This window comes from Cellulomonas algicola, assembly GCF_003851725.1.
GTDB classification, from domain to species: Bacteria; Actinomycetota; Actinomycetes; order Actinomycetales; family Cellulomonadaceae; genus Cellulomonas; species Cellulomonas algicola.
Map to the genome: position 1 here is coordinate 1 of NZ_BHYL01000128.1, position 4,134 is coordinate 4,134.

The 4,134-nt window shown below is 74.8% G+C and carries 5 protein-coding genes and 1 pseudogene; 5 read left to right on the plus strand and 1 reads right to left on the minus strand.

The annotated features are described in order from the left end of the window. A pseudogene (locus CTKZ_RS21525) lies at positions 1 to 603 on the plus strand (hypothetical protein); the annotation flags it as partial. A gap of 1 nt (position 604) precedes the next feature. Here CTKZ_RS21525 and ppk2 read toward each other — a convergent pair. After that, positions 605 to 1,453: a polyphosphate kinase 2 gene (gene ppk2, locus CTKZ_RS09615; RefSeq protein WP_124342745.1), complete on the minus strand. Its 849-nt coding sequence runs from the start codon at positions 1,451 to 1,453 to the stop codon at positions 605 to 607. 110 nt (positions 1,454 to 1,563) lie between these two features. Here ppk2 and CTKZ_RS09620 point away from each other — a divergent pair, with 110 nt between their 5' ends. The 4 genes from CTKZ_RS09620 to CTKZ_RS09635 all read left to right on the plus strand — a co-directional run. Next, positions 1,564 to 1,968, plus strand: a complete 405-nt coding sequence (locus CTKZ_RS09620; RefSeq protein ID WP_124342746.1) for a TOBE domain-containing protein — start codon at positions 1,564 to 1,566, stop codon at positions 1,966 to 1,968. After that, a complete protein-coding gene (modA, locus tag CTKZ_RS09625; RefSeq protein ID WP_124342747.1) occupies positions 1,965 to 2,789 on the plus strand; it encodes a molybdate ABC transporter substrate-binding protein in 825 nt (274 codons plus the stop codon). Before CTKZ_RS09620 ends, modA begins: the two co-directional genes overlap by 4 nt. Positions 2,790 to 2,809: 20 nt before the next feature. Then, positions 2,810 to 3,634 (plus strand): ABC transporter permease, encoded by an 825-nt coding sequence (locus tag CTKZ_RS09630; RefSeq protein WP_371852354.1) that lies wholly within the window; start codon positions 2,810 to 2,812, stop codon positions 3,632 to 3,634. Positions 3,635 to 3,705: 71 nt separating this feature from the next. Beyond that, a partial coding sequence (locus CTKZ_RS09635; protein WP_235843419.1) for an ATP-binding cassette domain-containing protein occupies positions 3,706 to 4,134 on the plus strand: 429 nt, incomplete at its 3' end.

Consider the following 4,134-nt stretch of genomic DNA (forward strand, 5'->3'; position numbering starts at 1 on the left):
CCCGGGTTCCCCGCCGCCGGACCGGCCGCGCCGACCGCGGCGACGGCCGTCGTCCCGCAGGTCGCGGCGGCGCAGACGTGGGGCCCGCAGCAGACCGGCTGGTCCGCCACCCCGGCGGCGACGAGCCCTGTGTCGACCGGCCCCGCGAGCTTCGGCGGCCGGTACTCGTCGGGGGCCGCGGGTGGCTCGTACGCCCCGGCGTCGACGGTGAGCGGGTACGCGCCCGCGTCGGGCGTCGGCGGCTACGCGCCCGGTGGTGCGTCCGGCCGTGTCCCGGCGAACCCCGCACCGTGGGGCGGGGCGCCCACCGCGCCGGGTGCGCCGTGGGGCGCGCCCGTCGACACGACCAACACGTTCGCGACGTGGGCCCTGGTCGCCGGGGTCGTCGTGCTCGTGATCATGCTGTTCACGCCCTACGTCGTCGCGTCGGGGCTCGCGATCTGGGTCGGGGCGAAGGGTGTGGCGAGGGCGCGCGCGATCCGGCGGGACGGGCACCCGACGGCGGTCGGGATGGCACGGTCGATCGTCGGGCTGTGCCTGTCGGTCGGTGCCGCGCTGCTCTACCTGCTGTCGCTCGGTCTGGAGATCTCCCTCGGGATGTGACTCAGAGGTGCTTCTCCGGGTCGCCCATGAGCTGGGCGACGTGGTCGGGCACGTACGTCGACAGCTCGCGCGGGGGGCGCTGGTAGCCGTTGGACGCGGCGGGCCGGTCGGGCAGGTGCACCTCCTCGTGCGGCACGTCCGTGTACGGGATCGTCGACAGCAGGTGCGACATCATGTTGAGCCGCGCGTGCTTCTTGACGTCCGACTCGACGATGTACCACGGGCTCGAGGGCACGTCGGTGTGCACGAGCATCTCGTCCTTGGCGCGCGAGTAGTCCTCCCACCGGCTGATGGACTCCAGGTCCATCGGGCTCAGCTTCCACTGCCGGACGGGGTCGTTCAGGCGTGACTTGAACCGCCGCAGCTGCTCCTGGTCGGACACGGAGAACCAGTACTTGCGCAGCAGGATCCCGTCCTCGACGAGCATCTGCTCGAAGATCGGCGTCTGCCGCATGAACCGCGAGTACTCCTGCGGCGTGCAGAAGCCCATGACCTTCTCGACGCCCGCGCGGTTGTACCAGGACCGGTCGAACAGCACGACCTCGCCCGCCGCCGGCAGCTGTGCGACGTAGCGCTGGTAGTACCACTGGCCCTTCTCGCGCTCGGTCGGGGTGGGCAGCGCCGCGATGCGCACGACGCGGGGGGAGAGGTACTCGCTGATCCGCTTGATGGTGCCGCCCTTGCCGGCCGCGTCGCGTCCCTCGAAGATCACGACGACCCGTGCCCCGGTGTGCCGCACCCACTGCTGGACCTTGACGAGCTCGGCCTGGAGGCGGAACAGCTCGGCCTCGTAGACGTCGTTCGAGATCTTCCCGTCGTGGCGCTTGGCGCCCTTGCCCTTCTTCGCCATGACGGGACGTTACTGCTGGTGAGCGCTGCGCGCGGCTCGACCGCCCGAGATCCGCTGCTGCGGCACAGGAGGCGTGCCCGCTCCGCAGATGCGGACTATCATGGCGGGTCGTGACGCGTTTCCGGATCAGTGAGGCCGCCGAGCTGCTCGGCGTCAGCGACGACACCGTCCGACGCTGGGTCGACGCGGGCGTGCTGGTGGCCGCCCCCGACGACGCCGGGCGCGCGACCGTCGACGGTGCAGCGCTCGCGGTCGTCGCCGTCGAGCGGGCGCACGCGCCCGCCGACCCCGCGTCGCACGGCACGTCCGCGCGCAACCGGCTCCCGGGGCTCGTCACCCGTGTCGTCACCGACACGGTCATGGCGCAGGTGGAGATGCAGTGCGGCCCGTTCCGGGTCGTGTCCCTCATGTCCAGCGAGGCGGTCCGCGACCTCGGCCTCGAGGTCGGGTCGCTCGCGGTCGCGGTCGTGAAGGCGACGACGGTCGTCGTCGAGACGTCGGGAGGAAGTCGATGACACGCAGTCGAGGCACCCGCGCACTCGTCGGAGCCGTCGTCGCGCTCGTCGCGGTCGCCGGGTGCTCGGCCGCCGAGCCCGAGTCCCCGGCGACCGGGCCGAGCGGGTCGGCCGACGCCCTCAGCGGCACGCTCACCGTGTTCGCGGCCGCGTCGCTGAAGGGCGCGTTCGACGAGCTCACCGCCGACTTCGCGGACGCGCACGCCGGCGTCGACGTCCAGCCCACCACCTACGACGGGTCGTCCACGCTCGCGACGCAGCTCGTCGAGGGCGCTCGCGCCGACGTGTTCGCGTCCGCCGACGAGACGACCATGGGCACGGTCGACGACGCGGGCCTCGTCGAGGGGGCGCCGACGCTGTTCGCGACGAACACGCTCCAGATCGTCGTGCCCGCCGGCAACCCGCACGGGATCGCGTCGCTCGCCGACCTCGCCGCGCTCGCGTCGTCGGGCGGTCGCGTCGTGCTGTGCGCCGCGCAGGTGCCGTGCGGCGCCGCGGCGCGGAAGGTCCTCGACGCCGCCGGCGTGGCCCTGACGCCCGCGAGCGAGGAGCAGAACGTCACCGCCGTGCTCACCAAGGTCGTCGCGGGGGAGGCCGACGCCGGGCTCGTCTACCGCACCGACGTGCTCGCCGCCGGTGACGACGTCGAGGGGATCGACGTCGACGAGGCCGCGGACGTCGTGAACCGGTACCCGATCGCGGTGCTCGGCACGGGCTCCCGCTCCGCGCAGGACGCCGAGGTCGCCCAGGCGTTCGTCGACCTCGTGCTCTCGGACGCCGGTCAGCAGGTGCTCGCCGACCGGGGGTTCGCCGCGCCGTGACAGCCGCGTGGGCCGAGCGGGTGCCGGCGTCCCGGACGGCCGACCACCGCGCGGCGAGCGTCACCCCGCTGCTGCTGAGGCTGCCGGCGGCGCTCGCGCTGGGTCTGCTCGTGCTCCCCGTCGTCGCGCTCGTCGTGCGCGCCGACTGGGGGTCGCTGCCCGCCGACGTCACGTCGCCCGAGGCGCTGTCCGCGCTCGGGCTGTCGCTCGTGACGTCGACCGCGTCGACCGTCGCCTGCCTGCTGCTGGGTGTGCCGCTCGCCGTGGTGCTGGCCCGGTCCCGCGGGTGGACGGCCGACGTGCTGCGCGCGCTCGTCACGCTCCCGCTGGTCCTGCCGCCGACCGTCGGGGGCATCGCGCTGCTGTTCCTCCTGGGCCGTCGCGGGCTGCTCGGGCAGGCGCTGGACACGTGGTTCGGCGTGACCATCCCGTTCACGACGCTCGCCGTCGTCATCGCGCAGACGTTCGTCGCGATGCCGTTCCTCGTCCTGGGCGTCGAGGGCGCGCTGCGGACGGTCGGCACGCGCTACGAGACGGTCGCCGCGACCCTGGGCGCGGGCCGGTGGACCGTGCTGCGCCGCGTGACGCTGCCGCTCGTCGCGCCGGGCCTGGTCAGCGGCACGGTGCTGTGCTTCGCGCGGGCGCTCGGTGAGTTCGGCGCGACCGCGTTGTTCGCGGGCAGCACCGCGGGCGTCACCCGGACGATGCCGCTCGCGATCTACGCCGCGTTCAACGGCGCGGGCGTCTCGCAGGGCACCGCCGTCGCCCTGTCGCTCCTCCTGGTCGCCGCCGCGGTCGCCGTGCTGCTCGCGGCGCGCGCATGGCGACCCGGGCGGGCGGCGTGAGCGGGGTACCCGGGCCGGCCGGCGCGCGCGGGTTGCCGGGTCCGTCCGGGACGCTCGTGGCGGACGTCCGCGTGCGGCGCGGGGCCTTCGCGCTCGACGCCGCGCTGCACGTCGAACCCGGCACGGTCGTCGCGGTGCTCGGCCCGAACGGTGCGGGCAAGTCGACGCTCCTCGACGTCCTCGCGGGCCTGCTCGTCCCGGACGACGGCACCGTCCGGTCGGGGGAGCGGGTCCTCACCGACGTCCCTCCCGGCGGCCGTGCGACGGTCGTGCGTCCCGAGCGCCGGTCCGTCGGGCTGCTCGGCCAGGACCCGCTCGTCTTCCCGCACCTGAGCGCACGCGAGAACGTCGCCTTCGGGGTGCGGGCACGCGGCGGCGCGAGCGCGCGGTCGGCACGGGCCGAGGCGGACGAGTGGCTCGGCCGCGTCGACCTGGCCGGGCTCGCCGACCGGCGGCCGACCGCGCTCTCGGGCGGGCAGCGCCAGCGCGTCGCGCTCGCG

Bases quoted from the DNA above. Each gene is read 5' to 3' on its own strand.
- modA (WP_124342747.1), top strand. From the start codon at position 1,965: ATGACACGCAGTCGAGGCACCCGCGCACTCGTCGGAGCCGTCGTCGCG.
- ppk2 (WP_124342745.1), bottom strand. From the start codon at position 1,453: ATGGCGAAGAAGGGCAAGGGCGCCAAGCGCCACGACGGGAAGATCTCG.